18 protein-coding genes are annotated in these 24269 nt (G+C 47.8%); 11 read left to right on the plus strand and 7 right to left on the minus strand.

The window, feature by feature from the left end; genetic code table 11:
- Window positions 1-254: 254 nt before the first annotated feature.
- From QQL66_RS05075 to zwf, 4 genes are all read right to left on the minus strand, one after another.
- Entirely contained in the window at window positions 255-902 is a 648-nt protein-coding gene (locus QQL66_RS05075; protein ID WP_284379541.1) for a bifunctional 4-hydroxy-2-oxoglutarate aldolase/2-dehydro-3-deoxy-phosphogluconate aldolase, read from the minus strand.
- Window positions 899-2737, minus strand: a complete 1839-nt coding sequence (gene edd / locus QQL66_RS05080; protein WP_284379544.1) for a phosphogluconate dehydratase — start codon at window positions 2735-2737, stop codon at window positions 899-901. Before edd ends, QQL66_RS05075 begins: the two co-directional genes overlap by 4 nt.
- Window positions 2734-3432, minus strand: a complete 699-nt coding sequence (pgl, locus tag QQL66_RS05085) for a 6-phosphogluconolactonase (protein ID WP_284379547.1) — start codon at window positions 3430-3432, stop codon at window positions 2734-2736. Before pgl ends, edd begins: the two co-directional genes overlap by 4 nt.
- Before the next feature lie 140 nt (window positions 3433-3572).
- Window positions 3573-5042: a glucose-6-phosphate dehydrogenase gene (gene zwf / locus QQL66_RS05090; protein ID WP_284379550.1), complete on the minus strand. Its 1470-nt coding sequence runs from the start codon at window positions 5040-5042 to the stop codon at window positions 3573-3575.
- 440 nt (window positions 5043-5482) lie between these two features.
- On the opposite strand from zwf, the gene QQL66_RS05095 reads away from it, so the two are divergent.
- The 5 genes from QQL66_RS05095 to QQL66_RS05115 all read left to right on the plus strand — a co-directional run bounded on the left by QQL66_RS05095 (window position 5483) and on the right by QQL66_RS05115 (window position 12423).
- Window positions 5483-6457 (plus strand): PhnD/SsuA/transferrin family substrate-binding protein, encoded by a 975-nt coding sequence (locus tag QQL66_RS05095; RefSeq protein WP_284379553.1) that lies wholly within the window; start codon window positions 5483-5485, stop codon window positions 6455-6457.
- Window positions 6458-6553: 96 nt separating this feature from the next.
- On the plus strand, window positions 6554-7372 hold the full coding sequence (locus tag QQL66_RS05100) for a flagellin N-terminal helical domain-containing protein (protein WP_284379555.1): 819 nt from the start codon (window positions 6554-6556) through the stop codon (window positions 7370-7372).
- 322 nt (window positions 7373-7694) lie between these two features.
- Window positions 7695-8420: an aspartate/glutamate racemase family protein gene (locus tag QQL66_RS05105; RefSeq protein ID WP_284379558.1), complete on the plus strand. Its 726-nt coding sequence runs from the start codon at window positions 7695-7697 to the stop codon at window positions 8418-8420.
- A 24-nt stretch (window positions 8421-8444) separates the two neighbouring features.
- Window positions 8445-9932 carry a hypothetical protein gene (locus QQL66_RS05110; protein WP_284379561.1) on the plus strand — a complete coding sequence of 496 codons (1488 nt, stop codon included), beginning with the start codon at window positions 8445-8447 and terminating at the stop codon, window positions 9930-9932.
- 520 nt (window positions 9933-10452) lie between these two features.
- A complete protein-coding gene (locus tag QQL66_RS05115; RefSeq protein ID WP_284379563.1) occupies window positions 10453-12423 on the plus strand; it encodes a TonB-dependent receptor plug domain-containing protein in 1971 nt (656 codons plus the stop codon).
- 172 nt (window positions 12424-12595) lie between these two features.
- On the opposite strand, the gene QQL66_RS05120 is transcribed toward QQL66_RS05115, so the two are convergent.
- Window positions 12596-13675, minus strand: coding sequence for an ABC transporter substrate-binding protein (locus tag QQL66_RS05120; RefSeq protein WP_284379565.1), 1080 nt, complete (start codon window positions 13673-13675; stop codon window positions 12596-12598).
- Entirely contained in the window at window positions 13672-14538 is an 867-nt protein-coding gene (locus tag QQL66_RS05125; protein WP_284379567.1) for a substrate-binding domain-containing protein, read from the minus strand. The genes QQL66_RS05120 and QQL66_RS05125 overlap by 4 nt, the downstream gene beginning before the upstream one ends.
- Window positions 14539-14680: 142 nt before the next feature.
- On the opposite strand from QQL66_RS05125, the gene QQL66_RS05130 reads away from it, so the two are divergent.
- The 6 genes from QQL66_RS05130 to QQL66_RS05155 all read left to right on the plus strand — a co-directional run bounded on the left by QQL66_RS05130 (window position 14681) and on the right by QQL66_RS05155 (window position 23365).
- Complete coding sequence (locus QQL66_RS05130; protein WP_284379568.1) at window positions 14681-15082, plus strand: response regulator; 402 nt, start codon at window positions 14681-14683, stop codon at window positions 15080-15082.
- Between the two features lie 44 nt (window positions 15083-15126).
- Window positions 15127-17040, plus strand: a complete 1914-nt coding sequence (locus tag QQL66_RS05135; protein ID WP_284379570.1) for a HAMP domain-containing sensor histidine kinase — start codon at window positions 15127-15129, stop codon at window positions 17038-17040.
- Between the two features lie 123 nt (window positions 17041-17163).
- Complete coding sequence (locus tag QQL66_RS05140; RefSeq protein WP_284379572.1) at window positions 17164-17427, plus strand: hypothetical protein; 264 nt, start codon at window positions 17164-17166, stop codon at window positions 17425-17427.
- 195 nt (window positions 17428-17622) lie between these two features.
- Entirely contained in the window at window positions 17623-20073 is a 2451-nt protein-coding gene (locus QQL66_RS05145) for an efflux RND transporter permease subunit (RefSeq protein ID WP_284379573.1), read from the plus strand.
- The gene (parC, locus tag QQL66_RS05150; RefSeq protein WP_284379575.1) at window positions 20045-22309 is read left to right on the plus strand and encodes a DNA topoisomerase IV subunit A; all 2265 of its coding nucleotides are present in this window, start codon (window positions 20045-20047) and stop codon (window positions 22307-22309) included. Before QQL66_RS05145 ends, parC begins: the two co-directional genes overlap by 29 nt.
- 222 nt (window positions 22310-22531) lie before the next feature.
- Window positions 22532-23365, plus strand: coding sequence for a substrate-binding periplasmic protein (locus QQL66_RS05155; protein ID WP_284379577.1), 834 nt, complete (start codon window positions 22532-22534; stop codon window positions 23363-23365).
- Window positions 23366-23508: 143 nt separating this feature from the next.
- Here the strand turns inward: QQL66_RS05155 and QQL66_RS05160 are convergent, their stop codons facing one another.
- Complete coding sequence (locus tag QQL66_RS05160; RefSeq protein WP_284379580.1) at window positions 23509-24267, minus strand: amino acid ABC transporter ATP-binding protein; 759 nt, start codon at window positions 24265-24267, stop codon at window positions 23509-23511.
- Window positions 24268-24269 lie beyond the last annotated feature (2 nt).

Here is a 24269-nt window from a genome sequence, read left to right on the forward strand (position 1 = left end):
GTTTTTATTTAATGGATACTATATGTAGTGTCTTGTGATGGTGCCAGATGAATTAATTGATCTGGATCAATGTTTTAAATGCGAAAATTTGAGGCGTTGGCAAGGATGTTGATTGGCTAAAACAGCACAAAAATTAGGGGCATGACGTGGGATGTTAGACGGCGTATGGCGCAGGGGAGATTAGCCCCTGCTGCCTAGCCTTACACCGAATTGACGGATCTCTGATCTAAGGGCAGTAGGGGGAAGGTTAATGATTATTGGGGCGCAAGGCCGGTCATCGCCTGTTGGGATAATCGGGTGATCTCGGCCCATTGGCCTTGTTGAATGAGTGCGTTGGGGCAAACCCAGCTCCCACCCACGGCCATCACTGCGGCTAATGACAGGTAATTGCCTGCATTGTTGGCATTAATGCCACCGGTAGGACAGAAGCTCAATTCCGGGAAGGGGGCCGCCAGTGCATTCAGCATGGGCACGCCGCCCGCTTGTTCGGCCGGGAAGAACTTCACTTCGGTGATGCCATGTTCCATCGCCAGCATGGCTTCCGATGCCGTAGCAATACCGGGCACATAGGGCACCGGGCTGTCTTCTGCATAATGGGCCATGGCTTTGGTGATGCCAGGGCTGATTAGAAACTCGGCGCCCATGTCGAGACATTGCTCAAACTGACGCTCATTGGTCACTGTACCGGCACCAACGCAGGCGTCCGGAACTTCCTGCTTAATCAGTTTGATGGCTTCCAACCCGTGTTCGGTACGCAAAGTGATCTCTAGAAAATGGATGCCGCCGTCGACCAAGGCTTGTGCCAGAGGTACGGCGTGTTCCAGGTCGTTGATCACAATCACCGGCAAGATGGGCTTTTGCTGTGGGCTGTATTGGCTGATTAAGCCCTTAAATGACATCATCCTTGTTCCTCCCATTGAATGCTGATCGCGCCTTGACTGGTTGGCCCGACGGAATGCCGGAAGACACTGAATAACTCCCGGCCTATGCCGGTTGCATGACCTGCTGGTGGTTGAGCAAAGGGGCGGGTGCTTAGATCTGAGCTGGTGACGTTTAACTCGCCGGTGTGACAGTTCAGCTCAACCATATCCCCCTCTTCAATCTGGCTGATGGCACCCAGCTGCATTGCTTCCGGACAAACGTGCAGGGCGGCAGGTACTTTGCCTGAGGCTCCAGATAATCGGCCGTCTGTAACCAGGGCGACTTTCTGTCCTCTGTCCTGCAAAACACCGAGCAGTGGCATGAGTTTATGAAGCTCTGGCATGCCATTGGCTTTCGGGCCTTGAAAACGTACTACCGCGACAAAGTCGCCGGTCATTTGTCCATCCTGAAATGCCTGAATAAAGTCGCCTTGATCATGGAAGATCCGGGCTGGCGCATGAATGTGCCAGTGTTCTTCGGGCACCGCCGATACCTTGATGATGGCATCGCCCAGATTGCCTTTCAGGCGCTTAATTCCGCCCATTGGTGCAAACGGATCGGCGACGGTACGGATGATCTCCTTGTCGGTGCCGGTTCCGGCAGGGTGATAGCTGATGTGATCGTTCACCAACTCCGCTTTCTTTGCGTAGGCTTTTAAGCCCTGGCCTGCGACGGTTTTGACGTCTTCATGAACTAGCCCTGCGGACAACAACTCATAGATCACCCGACTGGTACCACCGGCGTGATGGAATTGATTGATATCGGCCTGACCGTTGGGGTACACCCGAGTGATTAGCGGAACCACATCGGAGAGTCGGTCAAAATCGTCTAGCGTGATATGTATCCCCGCACAACGGGCAATGGCCGTCAGGTGGATGATGAGGTTGGTTGACCCTCCGGTTGCCAGCAAGGTGACCATCGCGTTCACAATGGATCGTTCACAGACCACATCGGCAACTGGGGTGTAATGCTCGGTTAATCCGGTGATCTCTGAAACCCGGGTTGCGGCACGTTGCACAAAGGCATGACGCAGTGCTGAATCGGGGGCACAGAAGGCGGAATCCGGCAGATGTAAGCCCATCGCTTCCATCAGCATCTGATTGGTGTTGGCGGTGCCGTAGAAGGTGCAGGTGCCCGGGCTGTGGTAAGACTTGGTTTCCGAGTCCAGTAACTCTTCGTTGGTGGCTTTGCCTTCCGCAAACTTTTGACGGGTCTTGGCCTTTTCGCTGTTGCTGATGCCGCTGGGCATTGGGCCCGCAGGGACGAAAATACAAGGCAGGTGACCAAAACGCAGGGCGGCCATTAATAAACCGGGGACGATCTTGTCACAGACACCCAGGCATAAGATGCCGTCAAAGACGTTGTGCGACAGCCCCACTGCCGCCGCTAAGGCAATGGTATCGCGACTGAACAACGACAACTCCATACCGGCCTGTCCTTGAGTGATGCCATCACACATCGCCGGTACGCCACCTGCCACCTGGGCGGTATGACCTAACGGCAGTAAGGCTTGTTTGATCAGCTCCGGGTAATCTTTCAGCGGTTGATGGGCTGACAGCATGTCATTGTACGCAGTGACGATACCGATGTTGGCATTACTGTGAAGCTGTTTGAGGATGACTTTCTCGTCGTCTTCCGAGGCGGCGAAGGTGTGCGCGAGGTTAGTGCAGCTTAATTTGGATCGGTGAGGTTTTGTCTCGGCTTGTTGACGCATAAGCGACAGATAACGCTCCCGAGATACCTGACTGCGCTCGGTAATGGTGGTGGTGACTTGTTCTACAACGGGGTTCAGCGGATGGGCTGGAGTGGGACTCATGAATTGGGGCTCCAACAAAGCGTGATCGGGCAGGTGGCTTTACTTAATAAATGTTCGATGGGCAGAGTAGGGTTATCCAGATGTTGCTTCGCACGCTGGAACACCTCACGTTTGCTCTCCCCTGTGATGAGGAGATAGATCTGTTCACTGTTCAGCAAGGAGGGTAGGGTCAAACTGAGTCGGGCACCTTTACTGGCCGAGTGAACACTGATGCAGGGTTCTGAATGGGGCGCCGCCAGACCATGCTCAAGTTCGTTAGCGTCCGGAAAGAGCGAGGCAATGTGACCGTCTTCCCCCATGCCCAGCAAAACCAGATTAAAGGGCTTATGAATCGCCATCAGCGATTGATTGACGATCGCCGGGGCATCGCTGAATGGGATTTGAGGGCGCAGTGAAATCAACGACGCTTCGGAGGCTGCGTGTTGCAGTAAGGTTGACTCAATCATGGTTTGATTGCTGTCCGGGTGGCCCAGCTCAACCCAGCGTTCGTCCGACGGGCACAAGGTCACGTGATCCCAGGCCAGAGGCTGGTGGCTGAGTTCTTCATAGAGCGGTTTGGGTGTGCTGCCGCCACTGACTATGAAGCTGGCTTGTCCGTAATGTTCAATCGCACTTTTAAGGTGATCGGTGATCTGTAACGTCAGACTGTCGATCATTGCTTGATGACTGGCGAAGGTTTGTTCTTGCAGTTTCATCGGGTACCTCCTGAATACACAACGTGTGCGCTATTCATAACGAATACACTGTTCATAACGTATGTACTATTCAGCGTTCATACTGGTAATAATCAGTTTAGATGGAACGGTTATGGGCAACTAAGTTTCCAGGGACATCCCTAGTGATTTTCTTGCCAGAGACGTCCATCTCGTGCGAGTAACAAGGTTGAGGCCGCAGGCCCCCAAATGCCGCCGTGATAAAACTCCGGCCTAGAGCCACTGTGCTCCCAGGCTTTGAGAATCGGATCGATCCATTGCCAGGCGGTCAACAGTTCATCTTCCCGTAGGAACAGCGTCGGGTTGCCTTCGATGGCATCCGATAACAGGCGCTCATAGGCATCGGGTACCCGGTCTTTTCGGGCGTGTTCGGCGGTGAGGTTGAGTAATACCGGTTTGACGCTCATGCCTTTGCCGACCCGTTTCTCACAGAGCTGTAATTTAATGCCGTCGTCCGGTTGTAGACGGAAGATCAGTTTGTTGGCCATCGATGCCGGATGCTGTAATTCAAACACCGAATGCGGCACTTCTTTAAACTGGATGACGATTTCACAAGCCCGATCGGGTAGCCGTTTTCCGGTTCTTAGGTAGAAGGGCGTGCCTGCCCAGCGCCAGTTGTCGATTTCCACCTTCATTGAGACAAAGGTTTCGGTATCTGAGTGTGGATTGACTCCCGGTTCTTCACGGTAGGCCGGGGTTGGCTGTCCGTTCAGCGAGCCTTCCTGATATTGTCCTCGCACGACGTTGGCATTGATCAGTTCGCCGGTAATAGGCTTCAGTGCTTTAAGCACTTTTACTTTTTCATCACGGATGGATTCGGCATTGAGCTGAGCCGGTGGTTCCATCGCCACCATACACAAGAGTTGCAACAGGTGGTTCTGCATCATGTCCCGCATGGCGCCGGCGGCTTCATAAAAACCGGCACGTTGTTCAACCCCCAATGTTTCGGCGATGGTGATTTGAATGTGGTCTATGTAGCGTTGATTCCACTGGTGTTCAAAGATGGAATTGGCAAAACGCAACGCCAATAGGTTTTGCACGGTTTCTTTGCCCAAGTAGTGGTCGATGCGATAGATCTGTTCTTCATTGCAGTATTTATCGACCTCTTTACAGACCTCCACGGCACTTTGGTAATCCATGCCAATGGGTTTTTCCAAAACCACACGGGCCTCACCACGCAGCATTTGATGACTGTATAAGTGCTGACAAATCACGCCGTACATGTCGCTGTGGGTGGCCAGATAAAAGACTTTAGGCGTATCGGGACGATTGAGGTAATGCTTCAACGTGGTGTCGTAGCTTGCCGGATCGGTAATATCCATCTGCGCGTAGCTAAGTCGCTTAGCGAAGCTGTTCCAGGTTTCTTCATCAAATAAGTCGACGTTGAGATGTTTGATCAACGCTTTTTTGACCACTTTCAGGAAGTCTTCCCGTTCATAATTTCGGCGGGCTACCGCAATGATTCGCCCCTCCGGATGAATACGCTGGTCGAGGTGAAGGCAGTAGAGTGACGGAATTAATTTGCGCAAGGATAGGTCACCCGCTGCACCAAATAGAATAAGTTCGAATGCTGTTGTAGAGTCTGACATCATGTCTCCTACCTGAGTCCTATGCGTGTCTGTCATTGGAGTTTGTTTTTATTCGTTGTCAGAGAAATACCAATAAATCCATGAGGTTATCTCTCGTTTGATGCTACCTGTGTCCTTTGTTTGTCTCTGTTAAGTTTAGATGAAGATCAGCCCTGCCGACGTGTCTTAGACTCTTAGATGGGCGTTTTATCCCATCTCAAAGCATCCTCAGGGTTTCATTATTCAATTTTTGTACCCAGTATCTTTTGTGACGTTCTCAGCGTTAAAGTTCTTTGGCTTGGTCGTTTTTTTGATCGGGTCTTTTTGTTCGCATTACTATGCCAGCGTTTTTAGCGGACTGTCGAATCTTTTGAGAGAACGTAAGAGTTGTGAAATGATTAAAAAGTGATCTGGATCAATGGCGTCTTTCATACTTCTCTATTAACCTAGTAAAACAGTCAGGTATGCGAGTGCAAGCAATGGCGACAATTACCCCTCTCTGTATGCTTCGTTGCTTTGTACGAAAGCTGGTACCTCACTTGTCATTTTCTAACCCTCCTTTGCCCTTATGGATTCATACGGGCATTTTTTTTGTACTTCTGTTATGCGTTCAGTTCTCTCTTGTGGGTTCTGTGGACAGCTACGCTGAGCCTCTGAAATTCGGTATTAATACGGCGGAAGGTGGCCTCGTGAAGCCTCGCTATCAGGCAGCACTGGAGCGTTGGTTGCTCGATCAGGGCTGTAAAGCGGACGTGGTGGCGCAGCTTGATGGCGCACAAGGGGATTTGGTGTTTGATGTCCGTGCGGATCGTCAGGGTTCGGCTTTGCAGGATGCGCCTTTACTCGTGCCAATAGAATTGACGTCTGAAGATTTGGACAGTGTTTGGGTCATTCGCCGCACGGCGTTGGGCGGGGGAATAGAAAGTCTCATCGGTGAACGAGTAGCTCTGTTGTCAGAACTTTCCCTCATCGGTTATCAGCGTCCGTTGGCTCAGCTGGCAATGCTAGGGGTCACTAAGGATCAGCTAACTGTGTTGCACTCTGATCAGTATCAGGGGGTGATGACACTGTTGTTGCATGGCGATGTCTTTGCGGCCGCGATACCCAGAGTGTTTGCACAACGGTGGTTGGAGTCCAATGGGTTGGCGATTCTGTATGAACCCATGTCTACTAAAGGTGAATCTAGGGTTACGAAAGGTGATCCTGGAGCTATGAAAGGTGATCCTGGGGCCACGAAAGAAACTCAAGCTTTGCAGGTGGGTATTTGGGCGACACCCTCATCATTCAACCGTGGTGGGGCTGTGTTGGCGAACTATGAAACCTGTGTTCAGGCATTGACTGGGGTACGGCGCTCAGGGCGTCGTGATCTTAAAATGCGGTTGTTTCCGGAGTGGGTGACCGGATTCACTGTAGATAGTCTCCTAAGCAATAACAGGTAACATTTTGATAACGAACTGTTGCTAAGAGATGCTTGTTGATTACTTCATTAAGGTTCACACTAAAAGTTGTATGAAATTTAATCAGTGGAGTGCGTTATGGCAGTGAGTTTTAATACCGGAGCTCAACAAGCTGCGTTTGCTCAGAATCGGATTCAGAATGACCCAAGCCAGAACTTTCAGCGAATTGGCTCGGGCAGTCGGATTAATTCGGCGGCCGATGATGCGGCGGGCATTGCCATCAGTACCCGCTTCGATGCCTCCATCTCTGGTTCAGAGCAGGCCATTCGTAACAGTAACGATGCCATCTCCTTGTCTCAAACGGCAGAGGGGGCGGTGAGTTCGGTGCGTGATGATTTGCAGCGAATTCGTGAGTTGTCAGTGCAGTCTGCAAACGGCACTTTGTCGGATACCGACCGACAAGGGTTACAGGCCGAAGTAAATCAGCTGGTGGAAAACATTTCCAGCACCATTGAAGACAGTAACTTCAACGGTATTTCTTTGCTTAATAATGACAGTGATCTGCAGTTTCAGGTTGGCCCGAATGCCGATGATCAATTAGGTGTGAGTGGTAATAATCTCCAGCAAGCGTTGGAAGACCTTGGTATCGCGGATATTGATATTTCTACTCAGAGCGGTGCAGTGTCGGCCATTGGTTTGGCAGACGATGCGTTAGACGCTACTAATGAGACGGCAGCGAATCTTGGAGCAACCCAGAATCGTATCGAATCCACCATCAGTAACTTACAGGTGAATGTGGAAAATGAAGCCGCAGCGAACAGTCGAATTGCTGATGCAGATTTAGCCAAAGAGATCTCTGAACTTGCGGCGAAATTGGTTAAGGAACAGGCACAAACCTCTGTTCAATCCCAGGCCAATGACAATCTCAAGATTATGTTGAGATTATTCGAGGCGTGACTTCGCTTTGAAAAAAGCAGTCCGCCGTGAAATAAGTTACTCACATAGGGTGTGGATAACTGTGTTGGTAAGCTTTTCACTACTCTCCTAAAGCCCGTCGTTACGGGCTTTTTTGTGCCTGACGCTTTTCTGTTCAGCTATTCCTGATCGGTTGATAAACGATCATTTTGACAGTCCTTTCTTTCTCCTTTTTTGTCGAAATCGCCCCCTCTTGGTGCAAATTGTATGCCTGGGTATAGAAAGTGTTACAGAGTGCAAATTTTGATCTTTATTTTTGTGCGCTGGTCTACACTTTTTGAACAAATACAAGGAGAAAAGGCTTATGGATAGAGTAGTCAAAATCAAAATTATCATACCGATTAATGATGCTTCTTATAACGAGGAATTGAGAGAAGTCGCACTGCAAGTTGCTCCGCCCGATATGGATATCGATGTGGACAATATTAAAGCCGGAAATTCGTCTATAGAAAGCCGTTGGGATCGTATGACCAACGCACCTCACGTCGTTGAGGCCGTCGTTCAGGCTGAGCGTGATGGCTATGACGGCGTATTTGTTTCGGATTTTGATTTCTGCGGCGTCGAAGAAGCTCGAGAGGTGGTCAGTATTCCGGTGATCGGTGGCTTCAGGCCCAGTGTCTTTACGGCGATGGCTTTGGGCGATAAGTTTTCCATTCTCACCATTACCGATTCCGTTCGGGATTTACAGGCCTCCCATCTTGGGTTGTTTGGCATAGAGCGTACAAAGTTAGCCTCGATTATCCCTATCAATTTATCGGTACATGAACTCACCAACAGAGAGTCTGTCATAGAAAAAGCGGTTGTATGCAGTAAGTCCGCTATTGAGGACCATAAGGCCAGTGCGATTTTGTTTGGTTGTACCGGATTTATGTGCATTGCTGCCGAGGTTAAACGCCGGCTGTTGAGTTCCTATGGATACGATGTGCCAGTGATCGATCCGAACCATGCCGCGGTCTCGTTCTTGAATTTATTGGTCAGAAATCAGCTTTCCCAAAGTAGAACTACTTATCTTCCTCCTTCAAATAGGTAACCAACTTTTAAAGGGAATTTAGTCATGACGCAATCCAACATTATACCTTTAGGGGTATCACCAGGCCGTAAAATGTATGCCTTATTGAAACTTTTCAAGCAAGGCTTCTTTGCGCTTGAGGAACGGAAAAACCTATCTTTACGAGACTCCAGCTCCGATTGGATACGATGTGCTCATCAGTCGATCGGTGTCTGTAACCGGAAAACAAATGATTCTACGGATCGGGTGCTTTATATGTCGTCTTCTTCAAGACGAAAATACTTCAAGCGTTCGCTTAATTTGATGGAATCGCTGATGGGCAGCCGGGATCAATTTTCGCTTTCTAACGGTGAATTCAGAATTTCGGGTAAAGGAGATGAGGGCACGGATATATTGTCTTCGGATCAAATTAAGGGCGAGTATTATTTTCCGTTTGCGTTTTATGAAAATAATGAGCTCAAGGGCGGTGCCTATTTGAACTTCAAATCCATTGGCGATTCGAAGCAGGTTGAGCATTTATCGAGCAAAGGTATTACCGAGTTCCACACCGGGGGCTGTTTTTTTGGCTCTACCATGGTCGGTATCGATCAGTTTGGTAAAGAGCATTCGTTGACCAACCCTCATTATCAAATCCCGGACAATGTAACCATTGTCTCGATCGTTGCTCAACCTGATCTTCATCCTGATGAGGTGTTGACCCGGGAGTCACTTAAAAACTTTGTGGTTCTGCTCAAATGCCTTGCGAAAGATGGTCAACCTATCCTGAATTATCACCTTCCTGAAGATAACTATCTTCTTTATGCCTTGAATTGGTACGCTCACGGTGCGCTGTCAGACAATGCATTTCATGAGTATGTGGCACATGTGCGGCAACGAAGCGCTGACATGCGGACGTTTTTATCTGAGTTGGCGGACGCCCAGGGAATCACAGTGGTTTACCGGAGCAGTCTGGAATCTTTGAATTTCCGGTCCTATGACTCTCACCGGTTTTTAGCGGAGTTGGTGTCGGATTATGGGTTGTCAGGCGTATCTGACCTGACTCTTCCTGATAAATTATTACCTCTTTTTAAAGATCGATTGCTATTTTGTGGTAGCTCCGAGGCGAAGACCCTTTGGCATGAAGCCCTCAATACAGAATGTGAATCCATCAAACATTTCAATTCTCTGTTGGACTTAAATTACATTGATTACAGCGCAAGTCTGGCTTTGAGTGTTGTAAGTTCTGAGGATTCCCGGGTCTGTTCTTTATTGCCTCTGCAAGAAGCGCCTGTGGTGCACTTCTATAAAAAGCTGTTTGCAAACAGTTTGCCTAATAAAGAGCTTTTGTATATTCAGTGGTTGCCACCGTTCTTGGTGCATATCGAAGATTTCCAGGAAAGAGCGTTTTATATTTCTGACTACCTGGATTTACTGTCGGAAGTCAGCCTTACGTTCTTTATTCGGGAATGTTTTATGTTAACGGCCAGCCAGGTGGATTTAAGAAGTGATCTAAACGTGAATTATGAATCGTTTTTGAAATCCATCATTGCTTAACTTTCGAGGTTATCTGGATTCGGCTTAAAAGTGCCTGAATCCAGATGCACTGCATTCAAACGAGTGGTCTAACATACGGCTTTTATAAATAACTCCTCTTGGCAACATTAGCTCTGGATAGGGCATTCCGATTAACTGGGTCACTTCCATCAAGACAGAGGAACCGGCTTATATTACAGAAGAGAAAACGGACTGACGCTTCGTGGTGGCATTCTTGCTACGTTGGTGCTTAACTCAGAATCGGTGCTTAACTCAGAATCGGTGCTTAACTCAGAAGTTTGTAGCCTTCATGGCTGGACAGTTGGCAGAAGTCCGTTTACTTTGAGTTTCGTTAATTGTGTGCTGTGAATATAGCGAATACGCTTAATGTGGACGCAATGTCCTCCGATACGTGTTTTGATAAGGAAGTTAGCCAGTGTCTTGTCTCTCGACAAAGTTTCGTAGCCCCTTGTTTTCTGAAACAGTGTTCCGTAACTCCTTGTTTCGTAGAACCTTGTTTTGTTTGATCTGGTCTCAGCCAATGATCAGTCATGCAGAGCAACCCTCGGGGGATGTCTTCGATCAGCTCGAAGAAGAAATTAAATGGTTACAGGAAGAGGTGTATGTCACCACGGCAACCAAGACTCGTGAGACGTTAAAAAAGAGCGGTTCAACAATTTCTGTCATTACCGCTGAAGACCTCAAAGCGATGGGCGCGAGAACTCTCTATGACGCGTTAAAGCGCCTTCCGGGATTTGGCGTCAGTCAGTTCAATATGGGGATGTCGTCGGTCGAAGTTCGGGGGGTAAAAACCGACTTTGCAGAGAAAGTGTTGTTTCTCATCAACGGTCATCCCATCAACAGTAACTTGGCCAATGGCGGCGCAAATTCAGCGTTCAATGAATTTATTGTGGATGATATTCGACACGTTGAAGTTATTCGTGGTCCGGGCTCTGCATTGTATGGCACGAACGCTTTTGTAGCGGTGATCAATATCATTACCAAGCAAGCTGAGGATATCTCGGGCACAGACATTACGGCCGGTGTAGGCAGTGATGACACTAAAAAAGCCAACGTCCAGTTCGGACATCAGTCAGATAACTTTTCTCTTGCGGGTAATTTTCATGCCAGTGATACCCATGGTTTTGATGAATATGTCCGTTCTGATTCTATCGGGCAGGCCGATAATGTGGATTACTGGCAGAAACGTTATGAAGGCAGTTTGAATTTCCAGGCGGGAGACGTTTCAGGGCAGGCTCGCTACCTGCGTCGTGAGAGCGGTAGTTACCTGGGGGCCAACAACGTTTTGAGCAATAAGTCGGATCAGGAATACATCGATTATTTCTTCGAATTAGCCTACAGCAAAGCTCTTTCGACTCAATTCAATTTCAATATCAAAACCTACTTTGATCATTTTCAATTCGATAACACCTGGGAATTGATGCCAGCAGGATCTGATGGTTTTCCAGATGGCTTTATCGTTCGCAGCCCTGTGAAACACGATATGACGGGCATAGAAACGCAAGTGGATCTCCAGCTTACTGAACAGAACAAGGTGTTGATCGGGGCTATGTATGAGCGCCAGAGTCAGTACGATGTCGCTTTCTGGTCAAATGATGGGACAGGGTCTTTGGTCGATGTTTCCGAAGATAGGAACTGGAATGGCAGTCATAACAGAGACATCAATGCCGTTTATTTTCAGGACATTTGGGATGCACTCGACTCGTTACGCTTCATTTTAGGGGTGCGATATGACCACTACAGTGATTTTGGTGATACGTGGAATCCAAGGGCGAGTGTGACCTGGTCGGTAAAAGAAAATCTACGTGTGATTGCGAGTTATGGTTCTGCCTTCAGGGCACCTACGTTTGGGGAATTGTATAACATCAATAATCCCTCCGTGGTGGGCAATCCCAATGTGAACCCAGAGGAAATACAGACCTATGAGATCGGTATTCGAGGGGAACTCTCGCGTAAATCGTCTTATGGCATTACCTACTTTGAGAACAAAATTGAAGATTTGATTGCTCCTCGACCTACCGAAACGGCCGTAAATACTTCTGACAATGTTGGGGAACTGAAAGTGACGGGGGTTGAGTTAGAAATGTCTCAGCGTTTACCGGATGGTTCTGTATTGTCGGGTAACTACACCTATCAACATCCGATCAATCAAGTCTCCAATGAGCGTGTGGCCGATGTCCCTTTGCATAGAGCAAATGTGTCGTTCAATTACTTCATTTCTGAACGTGTATCCCTCTATACCAGTGCAATGTATAAAGGCGAAACGATTCGGGCTTCTGGAGATAGCAGAGACGATGTCGACGACTATATTACCGTCGATCTGGCATTACTGGTTCAGAATGTGTTGATTGAGAATCTAGAAGTAAAAGCCTCTGCGTATAACCTATTCAATACCGATTACCAAGACCCAAGCCCGATGGACGTCATGATCTCTGATTACCCTAAGAACGGCGTTAACCTGATGTTGGAAGCTACTTATACTCTGGACTAATTATTTAGTTGAGCTTATTTAGTTGGACTGATTTAGCGGGATTTATTGGTCTGAACTGATTCAGCTGAATCTGTGTATTTGGGCGTGTTTCGTATTGGCGTGTTCCGTATTGGCGTGGTACGACTGGACTAGCGTGACTGGACTGACGTAATAATCGGATTACTCTTCGGTACTACTCCAACAGCTCATTCACGCTGTCCAGCGCCTGATAGTTCAAGGTGAGTTGATACTGTTTGACCTTCTCAAGATTGACACTGATGTAACTGCCCACCGGGTGGTGGATTTTGTTACTTTGTATTTGATGATTTTGTTGTATCAATACCGCCGCTTGCCTGCCAATGGTAGGTAAGTCTGCGCTGATGGTGAAGGTTGCGCCTAACTTGCTGAAGAAACGATGAGTCGAGAACACCGGCAGCGCGTTCTGATCGGCTATCTGAAGCAGTTGTTTGGCTTGTTCCGATGACGATAAGGTCACCGGATCTGATATGAGCCAGAGGGCTTGAGCGCTTGAAGCCAATTCGGTGACTTGCTCTTTGAGCAATCTGGAATCCTGTGTTTTAACGGCAACCAATGTTAATCCCAGTTCACGAGCTGCTGCTTTCGCTTCGTTGATCAGCGCTTGATTTGTTTGACTGTAAATAACGCCGATGGTGGTAATTTCCGGGAAGAAATATTTGAACATAGCCAGCTGGGACGCTGCGGCTACGTCACTGGCAATGCCTGAAATACCCTGTTGTCCCTGAAAACGCTGCCAGTTCAGAACCGAACTGAAAACGATATTCTGGTCTGGTGCGATGGTGTCTATGCTGCCCAATGCTTTTGCTCCAATGCAGTAGATGCGATCGTAGTTACCTGAGTTTAAAGCCGCTTGCAGTCGCCCGATAGGGTTGTCCTCGTTGAAAAGATCAATGGCTAGATAGGCGTCTTTACCTACTTGTTCCGCGAAGGTTTGCTCTGCAATTCTGTATCTTTCCACCCGCGAATTTGAATTCACCAAAAGGATTCTTTGTGAGGCGGTACTTGCTACGGATGAGGTCGATGGCTTGACTCCACTGTCTGCTGAATCTCTCAGGGCGGCTGTTTGGCATCCTTGAAGAAATACGAACACAGTGAGCAGTAGCAGGGACTTCAGCGTTGCACTTAAACGCATAACCCTTTGAGTCTGGCGCTCTATCGTTATTCGGCGCTGTATCGTTATTCGGCGCTGTATCGTTATTCGGCGCGGAATGGTCATTCGGCATAGTAACATCATGGCTTCTTGCCTCCTTGCTGTTTCTCTTTGAGCTTGTTGCTCGGGGCGAGAGAAACGGCGTCTTTAACTTGCATCCAGCTGTCCAAACCAATCAGTGAAAGGGAAATCTTTCCTGTTTGGCTTTGCCCCATTTGTTCTATTACATGAATTAATCGTGCAGTTTCAGGTGAACTCTGTTTTGGTGTTACCACCAGAATACGCATCAGCGGAGCGCTGAGCCCCAGCACTTCCAATTGCTGATGTTGGTTTTGGTATAAGCGTTGTAACTGAAGCAAACTGTCTTCGGTGCTGAGGGCCGCTTGTGCCATGCCAAAGCCAACGGATAATAAGGCATCAAGATCCTTGGGTACGCTTAACAGTTTAGATCGTGTAATGTCTTTGTACCTGGAAAGTCCGGTCTTATTGAGGATATTGTCCAGGACTGAGTTGCTGTAGGCAGAACTCCCTGTCGAAGCGACAATCAGTTCAGAAGGTGGTGTAGAAAGATGATCTTTATGAATCACCAGCAACTTCTTGTAGTAGGGCGTGTTGTTTTTGATTCCAACAAGTTGAGCTGTCAGTTCTGCTTTGTTGATCAGTGAATCAAACAGCCAACTGGACATCATAAATACGGAGTCAGTTTCTGTCGCAGTCAGGCTTGAGAAAATGTCCCGATCTGTTACCGGCTGGAACTGATAATTACCCCGTTGCACCAGAAACTGATCGAGTTTCTGCTTTAATGTAGAGTTACGACTTATGGTGATCTCTGGGTCGTAAAAATAGATGGGCGTCAGCTTTTCATCAGATGCGGCAATCCCCGAGACGAGCAATAAGAGACTCGTGACTAGGGGCCTTAGCCATTTGTGACGTACAAATAAATGCATGAAAAGTTGATTATCCCACAAATTTTCTATATTACTTTTGGTAAGTGGTTGTACCGTAAGTGCTTTTTCTTAGAAAGAAAAGTTATCACGAACGAGTATAGACCATCTTACAACTGGGTTGGATTTAAAAGGTGGTTTTAGAATGGCTAAAGAATACATTCTATGTGTGGATGATGATAGAACCATTCTCATGAGTTTACGGGCCCAGCTAAAACGGCAATACGGTGAGCGCTATTCATACGAGATTGCAGAGAGTGCTGAAGAAGCCTGGGAAATTATTGAAGATGCGTTTGCTGATGGCGATAAGGTCGATGTGGTGATTTCGGATTGGTTGATGCCGGAAGTAAAGGGCGACCAATTTTTGATAGATTTACATGGAAAGTACCCTGAGATTATCAAAATCATGCTCACAGGGCAGGCGGATCAAGTGGCGATTGAGCGATCGGAAAGAGATGCTAATCTGGCCGCGTGCTTTTCAAAACCCTGGACTGTCGCAGATATTGCTGAAGCCATAGAGCACGCCAAGCTGGAAAAGATCGCCTGAAGTTCATATGCTAGGGGACTGACATTTCAGGGACGGTTGAAGGTATGGAGCAGACCCCCTCGGTTGTAACATCCGATTTCAAAGTTAAGAACGGAATTCGAAAACGCTTTTCCCTGGCAATGGTGTGTTTGGTGCTGGTCGTTTCCGTATTGCTGGCGGCGTTTCAGGTCACCAGTCAATCGAGGCTGCTGGAAGCCGAGATGGATAAGCGGGTCTCTCTGATGCAGGAAAACTTGCAACGTAGAGCCCTGTCGTTAGCCAATCAATTGCGACGTCTCACCGAAGACGAAATCGCATCATACAATCTTTATTACCTTGCAAATGAATTACGTCAGTTGGTGCTGAATCATCCTGATCTTGAAATGGCGGTTCTGATTGATCGAAACAACAAAGTGGTTTTGCACACCTCTGATCGTTTCTTACAGCAAAAAGAATATCAGCCACCGGCATCCCGGTTTCATCAAAAAATTCTTCTGGATCATTTCGCTGATGATTCATCGGTTGAAGATATTTTGTCCTCAACTCGTGTTCAGAAATACACGCACTGGCTGGATTATCACATACCCATTTTCATCGGCACGAAACGTTGGGGGGAAATGGTTCTGAGCTTCTCTTTACAACAATTGAATGATGAAATCAGTCGTTCTCAAGATGAAATTGCCCAGAGCATTAAAAATATCACTTTAAAGACCTTTGCCATTGTATTGTTTGTGCTCTTGGTGATTTACCTGGTGATTTCTCAGTTATCACAACGCTTGAGTGCCCCTTTGATTCATCTGACCCATTACGCCAAGCAAATAGCGGATGGGAATTTTTCAATAGGTTCTCAACTGCCAAAAGGTAAAGAAGATGAAGTGGGCATGTTGTCCGATAGCTTCATTGAAATGGCGAATCGACTCAAAAAATCCTATGAGCAGTTAGAAGACTATAACCTGACTCTTGAAAAGAAAGTTGAGGACAGAACCCGGGAGCTGGCGGACAGTCAGCAGCAGCTGATTCATTCAGAGAAAATGGCGGCCCTTGGGTTATTGATTGCGAGTATTGCTCACGAGATTAATACGCCATTGGGGGCGATTCAGGCATCGTCGGAGAATGCTGGCAAAGGCTATGCGAACTTCATGGGTAATCTGGCTCAATTGGTGGAGTCCAGTACGGATGTGGATAAAGCTTTTTTTACCCAGTTGCTGCTAAATTCAAAGATTCAATCAACCATGACGACTCGTGAAGAGCGGAAAATTCGTAGGCAAATTGAAGCGACTCTTGAAGAACATAACATTCAGGACGCAGAAGAAATCGCATTATTGTTTGCAGAAATGGGGCTTCAAGAATCACTGGACTCATTACTTCCTTATTTGGAAACGCATAACGCGCTGGATATGGTTCAGAGTGCCTACCAGTTATTCAGTATTCATGCCGGGCTGAACACCATTAATACGGCCACGGCTCGTGCCTCCAAGGTCGTGTTTGCGTTGAAACATTTCTCTCATAAAGAAAGCAGTGGTGATAAAGTCCTAACGGACGTTAACCAGGGGCTGGAAACCGTTCTTGAGTTGTATCGGGGCTTGTTTAAGCAAGGGTGTGAGGTTATTCGAAACTTTGGTGAGCTTCCTGAGGTTCTGTGCTATTCGGACGAGCTGAATCAGGTCTGGACCAACCTTATTCATAATGCGCTGCAGGCGATGGACAATAAGGGTAAGTTGGAAATTGCCTCCTATGTGGAGAGTCAGCAGGACAAAGAGTCCATTGTTGTGACGATCACGGATAACGGACCTGGTATTCCCGAACATCTGACCCATCGAGTCTGGGAGTCGTTTTTTACCACTAAGCCAGCCGGTGAAGGCAGTGGATTAGGCTTAGGTATTTGTAAGCGAATTGTGGAAAAACACTTAGGTGAGCTGAGCTTTGAGAGTGAGCCAGGTAAGACCCAATTTATCGTTCGTTTGCCTGTGACGAGTTGAGCCTCTTTCGGTCTGGCTGTGAAGCTCGCTGTGACGCGGGTAGTGGTACTCTATCCTCAGGCGAGTAATGGCGTATACTGATAGTATTCCTCGTCGCAAATGCCATTAGGCTGGGGGTGACTCATGAATCGGGATACCAAACAAGAAGTGGATGCGATTGTTGAATTGGCTGCTGAAACCATTAATGAAGTGACCAATAAGTACAATGCTGATCAGCAATTGGTGTTAGAGCGCCTGCTCAGAAAAATTGGCTATCTTGCGGGACTCGGTGGTTTTGATCTGGGCGAATTGGAAGCAAGTCTGGATGATGGCTTTCAGCAAGGTGAAAATCAAATTCTCGATCATTTAGAGAGTATTTTCGGTTCAGGATCATCATACGATTCATAGTGCTCTGTGTTCATTCTTCAATGTCGTTAGAACATACTCAGAGTACGACGGATAAAAGCGTCAACTGCATAACGTGTTGTAGAACAAGAATAATAATCAACTCAAGCAAATCATAGGAACACTCGGTCTGAGTGGGGTGGTTGGGTTTGCTTATACATGTCAGGTCAACAAGCCTGACACACTCAGGGATATGTCATGTTTGATCGTTACCTTTCTTTTATTGAGCGGAACCATCGCTGGGTGGTTCTCTGGACTCTGATTATCAGTGTGTTTATTGCATCGGGTATGACCCGGCTGGGGTTAAGTTCTGATTTTCGGATCTACTTCAGTGATGACAATCCTCAGTTAAAGACCTTCGATGCCTTGGAGGAGCAGTTCTCCAAGATGGATAATCTTTGGATGTATTTGGAATCCGAACACGCATCACTTTTTGAACCGGAAAATTTATCACTGTTGGAAAAACTGACGGAGGACGCTTGGCAATTACCCTATGTGATTCGGGTGTCTTCGTTGAGTAACTATCAACATACGCAGGTGGAAGGCGATGAATTGTGGGTCAATTTCTTAGTTGAAGACGCCGAGTCGCTGTCTTCGGCGGATCTTGAGAAAATTCGGGCGATTGCAGGTTCAGAACCTTCGTTAAAGAACAATGTCATTGGCCCCACGGGGCAGGCCGCCTTAATTCAGCTCCGCCTCGCATTACCTGATGAGGGGCAGGGACGAATTGAGGCCGGTCAGGAACATCTGGCGAAAACACGGGCCTTGATCAACGAATATCGTGCTCAATACCCCAAGATTCAATTCCTGCTGGCCGGATCGGTGGTGTCTAACGTTACCATGCAAGAGGCGGTGGCTCAGGATTTAGGTTCACTCGCCATCGTCAGCTATTTAATGCTGCTGGTGGTCTTGTGGTTACTGCTTCGCAGTGTCTTCGGCATGATCATTTCGCTGGGCGTTATTTCCTTGTCTTCGTTAGGGACGATGGGCTTTTTCGGTTGGATAGGTACGACTTTAGCACCCGTTGCGGGGTTTGTGCTGACGGCCATTATGACCTTAGCCATTGCCGACTCGGTACACCTGTTGGTCAGTTACTTCCAACAGCTTGGCGATGGAAAACCTAAACAGCAGGCCATCCGGGAGAGCTTACGAATTAATCTCGGGCCGGTGTTCATTACCAGTCTCACCACCATTATTGGTGTTCTGTGTCTCAATAGCAGTGATTCGCCGCCGTATCAGGATCTTGGAAACATGATTGCGGTGGGTGTGTTCATGGCGTGGTTATTATCAATGACGTTAACTCCGGCGTTGTTGGTTTGGTTGCCTGAACCAGTGAATCATTCCGATGAATCCCGACAGTCGGTGGGCATTCAGCAACGCTGGTTGTTGGCATTGGCGGAACAAGTGATTCGTCGCCCTCTGGTCTGGTTCCTTGGCTTTGGTGTGGTTGTATTGTTGCTTTGTTATAGCGTTTCTTTCAACAAGCTCAGTGAAAGCTGGCATGAATACTATGATGAAACCTTTGAAGTGAGAAAGGCCGTCGACCGAATCAATGAAACCATTGGCGGCAATAACCTGATGGAATTCAGTATCGAAACTGGGGTTGCGGAAGGCATATACGAACCCGACTATATGACCAAGCTTGCTGAGTTTACCGATTGGTTACGACTGCAGCCTGGAGTGGCACATGTTTATTCGCTTTCAGACACGGTAAAACGATTAAATCGGGATCTGAACCAGGGGCAGGCATCCTTCTATCGGATTCCTGAGTCTCGGGAAATGATTGCCCAGCAGATGCTCTTATACGAATTGTCTTTGCCTATGGGACTGGGTTTGGAAGACACCATTGATATTGACCGCTCTGCAAGCCGGGTGGGCGTGACATTAAAGAAAATGGATTCCGAAAGTATTATCGCCATTGAGCAGAACGCAGGCGCCTGGTTGAGAGCGAATGCACCAGAGCTGGTGGAGATTGAAGGCACCAGCTACGCGGTGATTTTTGCTCACATTGTCCATCGTAATGTGGTGAGTTTGGTGATTGGCACTATGATCGCGATGTTGGTGATCTGTGTGGTGTTGATGGTCTCGTTGAAGTCGATCAAGCTGGGTTTGCTTAGCCTGATTCCCAATATTGCGCCTGCAGCACTGGCGTATGGCATTTGGGGAATGACTGAAGGGTATATTGATACGGCAGTGGCGGTGGTGATGTGCATCAGCCTCGGGGTGGTGGTTGATGATACGGTGCACTTTATGAGTAAGTATCTGAGAGCCCGAAGAGAGCATGGTATGTCTGCGCCTGAAGCGGTTCGTTACGCTTTTCGAACGGTAGCGGTGGCATTGTTAATCACAACAGTAACACTGGTTGCGGGCTTCTCCGTAATGATGTTTTCCCATTTTACGCCAAGTGTCGCCACCGGAACCTTGATGGCGTTGACTCTGGCATTAGCCTTGGTGGTGGACTTCCTTTTCTTACCTGCATTACTGTTACTGTTCGATAAGATGTCGTACTATCAGCTACACACTGAACATGTATCGTCGGACGAGGTGCCAGAGGTACTTTCGAACGATGACAAGCCGCGTGACGCAAGGTCACGTCCTGAAATAAATAACAAGGTAGTTCATGACGGATCAGACAAGTTATACCGATGACGGTATCGAACGCTTCTCCTTGAGTGAGTACACGGAGAAAGCGTATCTTGATTATTCCATGTACGTAATTCTCGATCGGGCTTTGCCGCACATTGGTGACGGCTTGAAGCCCGTTCAGCGAAGAATTATTTACGCCATGTCCGAGCTGGGTCTGAAAGCCACAGCCAAATACAAGAAATCTGCCAGAACCGTGGGCGACGTGTTGGGTAAATTCCATCCGCACGGAGACAGCGCTTGTTACGAAGCTATGGTGTTGATGGCGCAGCCGTTCTCCTATCGCTATCCGCTGGTGGATGGTCAAGGAAACTGGGGCTCGGCGGACGATCCTAAGTCGTTTGCGGCGATGCGTTATACCGAAGCGAAGTTGGCCAAATACGCTGAAGTGTTGCTGTCTGAATTAGGGCAGGGAACCGTCGATATGGTGCCGAACTTTGATGGCACCTTGGATGAGCCTTCGCTCTTACCGTCTCGTTTGCCGAATGTGCTATTGAATGGTTCGACGGGGATCGCAGTAGGTATGGCGACCGACATTCCTCCGCATAACTTGCGAGAAGTGACCAGCGCTTGTATCCGTTTGCTGGACGAACCGAATCTGACGGTAGAGCAAGTGTGTGAAATGGTACAGGGGCCGGATTATCCGACCGATGCTGAAATCATTACGCCACGTGAAGATATCGTAAAACTGTACGAGCAAGGCCGAGGCTCGGTCAAAATGCGGGCGACTTATTTGGTGGAAGACGGGGATGTGGTTATCACCGCTTTGCCTCACCAAACTTCCGGCGCCAAAGTGCTTGAGCAAATTGCTTCCCAAATGCAGGCCAAGAAGCTCCCGTTAGTTGCGGATCTGCGAGATGAGTCGGATCATGAGAATCCTACGCGTTTGGTGATTGTTCCTCGTTCGAATCGAGTTGATATAGAACAACTGATGGCGCACTTATTTGCGACCACCGACCTTGAGAAAAGCTATCGAGTGAACCTGAATATGGTTGGCCTGGATGGTTTACCGAAAGTTCGCAATATTCAGGAAATTCTTACTGAGTGGCTGGAATATCGTCGTCAGACGGTGACCCGACGTATCGAATACCGTTTGGATAAGGTCAATAAGCGCTTACACATCTTGGAAGGTTTGTTAGTTGCTTTCCTGAATATCGATGAAGTGATCGAAATCATTCGTACCGAAGACAAACCTAAGCCTGTACTGATGGAGCGCTTCGGGATTACTGACATTCAGGCAGAAGCCATTCTGGAATTGAAACTTCGTCATCTGGCCAAGCTGGAAGAGATGAAGATTCGTGGTGAGCAGGATGAACTGAGTGCTGAACGCGATAAGCTGGAAAAGATCCTGAACTCACCAGCGCGCATGCGTAACCTGATCAAGAAAGAATTGTTGGCGGATGCGGAAACCTACGGCGATGATCGTCGTTCGCCGATTGTTGCACGATCTGAAGCCAAGGCAATGACCGAAGCTGATCTGGCGACGTCTGACCCTGTGACCGTAGTTTTGTCCAAGAAGGGCTGGATACGTGCGGCCAAAGGCCATGATGTCGACGCCGAAGGTTTGAGTTATAAGTCGGGTGATGGCTATGCGCTGTCGGTGAAAGGTAAGAGTAATCAGCAAGTGACGTTGATTGCGTCTACCGGACGCGCCTATTCAATTCCAGCGCATACGTTACCGTCTGCCCGAGGTCAGGGTGAGCCGATCACCGGACGCATAAACCTCGACTCTTCAAGCTCCATTGCTACCGCCTACATGGGGAATGATGAGCAAATGTTGGTGATGGCAAGCGATGCGGGTTATGGGTTTGTCACCAAATTGGGTGATCTCTTTACCAAGAATAAATCCGGTAAGGCGGCCATTAGTTTGTCTGACAACGCGCACGTATTACCTGTGCTGGAAGCGGAAGCTGCCGATAAAGGTCTGTTGGCTGCGGTGTCCAATGAAGGACGCTTATTGGTCTTCCCATTGGCCGATTTGCCGGTACTGAGCAAAGGTAAAGGGAATAAGATCATTAATATTCCTTCTGCGCGTGCGAAAGACCGTGAGGAATTGCTTGTGGCTCTGGCAGTAGTGGATGAACGTGATTCATTGGTGGTGCAGTCAGGCAAGCGAACCTTAACCCTAAAACCCGATGATTTAGAGCACTATCGTGGTGAGCGTGGTCGTCGTGGTAATAAATTGCCAAGAGGTTTCCAGAAAGTCGATGGTGTCGAAGTGGTAAAACCAGAGACTAACTAACCTTGGCTGTGAAGGTCGTACTCGTTAAAAACGGGGCGGCCGGTCTTTCTTAAATGGAAATGATCGTTAAACCGGTTGTTTCCATTTAAAGCGAATTTTTTAATCCCTCTTCCTGTCTTTTTGTTCTTCTTGAACGGTCATTTGAGAACTATAGTCTAAGTTAAATAGACACTCTTTGAACTTGTATTCGTAAGGTTATTGGTTAAAAGGTAACCACAGATAATGGGATTTTATAAACCAGTCTTAGCTTCTCTGACGTTGGCGTTGGTTTCTGGTGTGTTAATCGCCAGCCCGGTGACAGGAAACTCAGCATCGTCACAACATACGTTGTATGTTTCTGCGATTGATTGGTGTCCTCAGATCTGCCCGACAACACCTGACAAACCGGGCTATCTTGTTGAAATGATTGATGACCTGTTTCGAGAGTCGGAGTTTCAATTAGACTTTGAGTATGTTCCGTGGAGCCGAGCCATTTATCGTGTTAAAACCGGTCAGACCGATGCTCTGCTGTCGCCTTCCAAAGAGGAAGCGCCGGATTTACGCTATCACCTGGAACCACTGTCTTACCAAACTCATTGCTTTTGGAAGTTGAAAGATTCGGACTGGCATTTTAAAGGGTTGGAGAGCCTGACCAGCAAACCCTTCGTAATTTATCGAGACCATTCTTACGTCTCTTTCTTTGCATCAGGCAAGGTGCCGATCAACAGTGATCACTATTTTGAGATCAGCTATGACGAGCGATACATTCCGAGAGCGATTCAGCTGCTAGAAGCCAAGCGTGCCAATACATTCATATTTACGGTGAACTCGGTGATTTTCTATCAGCAGATGCAAAAGCGTCAGCCTTTGGTTGTTGATGAATGTATTAAACGGGATGAGCTTTGGTTTGCATTGTCGCCTAAGCCATCACATAAAATCGACGCTATTCAAGCACACTTGGATACCAGCCTTGGATCATATAAGAAAACAGAGCGTTATCGGGCTTTGTTGAACAAATATAATGTAATTCTTCCGGCGCTCTATAACGAGAGACCTCACACCGAGAATGACAGGTGAATGAGGTTGGCTCTGTGGTTGTGTATTCAATCGTAAGGTAAGTGGTGATCTTAGGGGCGTTACCCGAGTATAAAAAAGCCTCTGGCTCAGGTGAGACAGAGGCTTTAGGTCTTCAGTTGTTCTCTTCTGAGTAATTAGGTTCCCTAGTTGTGAAGAATCTGGCTCAAGAAGAGTTTTGTGCGTTCTGATTGAGGATTATCGAAGAAGGCATGAGGCTCATTCTCCTCGATAATCTCTCCGGCATCCATAAAGATCACTCGGTCGGCAACTTTCTTGGCGAAACCCATTTCGTGGGTTACACACAACATGGTCATGCCTTCTTCGGCCAACTCAACCATTACATCCAACACTTCTTTAATCATTTCGGGATCAAGCGCTGAAGTTGGTTCGTCAAAGAGCATGATGTTCGGGTTCATGCACAGGCTGCGCGCAATCGCCACACGCTGCTGCTGACCACCGGATAACTGCCCCGGGTATTTCAGTGCCTGATCTGGAATTTTGACCCGTTCAAGGAACATCATTGCGGTTTTTTCCGCTTCTTTACGAGGCACCTTCTTCACCCATTGAGGCGCGAGACAGCAGTTGTCCAGCACCGTAAGGTGAGGGAACAGGTTGAAGTGCTGGAACACCATACCTACATCTTTACGGATCGTATCGATGTTACGAATGTCGCTGGTTAACGGCGTACCTTGAATGATGATGTCGCCTTTCTGGTGGGCCTCCAGTCGGTTAAGGCAGCGAATCATAGTGGACTTTCCTGAACCGGAAGGCCCGCAAATCACAATACGTTCACCTTTACGGACTTCAAGGTTGATGTCACGTAGCACATGGAAGTCGTCATACCATTTGTTGACGTTGTTGAGCTTAATAATAATTTCGTCTTGTAAATGTGGCTGAGCCATAA

The sequence above is a fragment of the Litoribrevibacter albus genome (assembly GCF_030159995.1).
Classification (GTDB): domain Bacteria; phylum Pseudomonadota; class Gammaproteobacteria; order Pseudomonadales; family Litoribrevibacteraceae; genus Litoribrevibacter; species Litoribrevibacter albus.